This window comes from Aeromonas sp. SG16 (assembly GCF_024436135.1).
GTDB lineage: Bacteria > Pseudomonadota > Gammaproteobacteria > Enterobacterales > Aeromonadaceae > Aeromonas > Aeromonas jandaei.
Genome location: NZ_JANFNW010000020.1, coordinates 1 through 1,007, shown reverse-complemented (window position 1 = coordinate 1,007; position 1,007 = coordinate 1). Strand labels below are relative to the sequence as shown.

The 1,007-nt window shown below is 56.0% G+C and carries 1 protein-coding gene; it reads right to left on the bottom strand.

What is annotated here, in order from left to right; all coding sequences use genetic code 11:
• Nucleotides 1-2 precede the first annotated feature (2 nt).
• A partial coding sequence (gene tuf / locus NOM67_RS21675; RefSeq protein WP_255940187.1) for an elongation factor Tu occupies nucleotides 3-1,007 on the bottom strand: 1,005 nt, incomplete at its 5' end.

The window sequence follows — 1,007 nt, the reverse complement described above, 5'->3', positions numbered from 1 at the left end:
GATTAAGCGATAACTTTAGCTACAACACCAGCACCTACGGTGCGGCCACCTTCACGGATAGCGAAACGCAGGCCGTCGTCCATCGCGATCGGCGCAATCAGGGTAACAACCATCTTGATGTTGTCGCCCGGCATTACCATCTCTACGCCTTCCGGCAGTTCGATGGTACCGGTCACGTCGGTAGTACGGAAGTAGAACTGCGGACGGTAGCCTTTGAAGAACGGGGTATGGCGACCACCTTCTTCTTTGGACAGTACGTACACTTCAGATTCAAACTTGGTGTGCGGCTTGATGGTGCCCGGCTTGGCCAGTACCTGACCACGCTCTACGTCTTCACGCTTCACGCCACGCAGCAGTGCACCGATGTTCTCGCCTGCACGACCTTCGTCCAGCAGTTTGCGGAACATTTCAACGCCGGTACAGGTGGTCTTGGTGGTATCTTTGATACCAACGATTTCCACTTCTTCACCAACTTTAACGATACCGCGCTCTACACGACCGGTAACTACAGTACCACGGCCAGCGATAGAGAATACGTCTTCGATAGGCATCAGGAACGGCTGGTCGATTGCACGCTCCGGCTCCGGAATGTAGCTGTCCAGGTGGCCAGCCAGTTCCAGGATCTTCTCTTCCCACTGAGCTTCGCCTTCCAGCGCTTTCAGTGCGGAACCACGGACTACCGGCAGGTCATCACCCGGGAAGTCGTACTCGGACAGCAGTTCGCGAACTTCCATCTCGACCAGTTCCAGCAGCTCTTCGTCATCTACCATGTCGCACTTGTTCATGAACACGATGATGTACGGAACGCCTACCTGACGACCCAGCAGGATGTGCTCACGAGTCTGCGGCATCGGGCCGTCAGTCGCTGCTACTACCAGGATCGCGCCGTCCATCTGGGCAGCACCGGTGATCATGTTTTTAACGTAGTCGGCGTGACCCGGGCAGTCTACGTGGGCGTAGTGACGGGTAGCGGTGTCGTATTCTACGTGGGAGGTGTTGATGGTGAT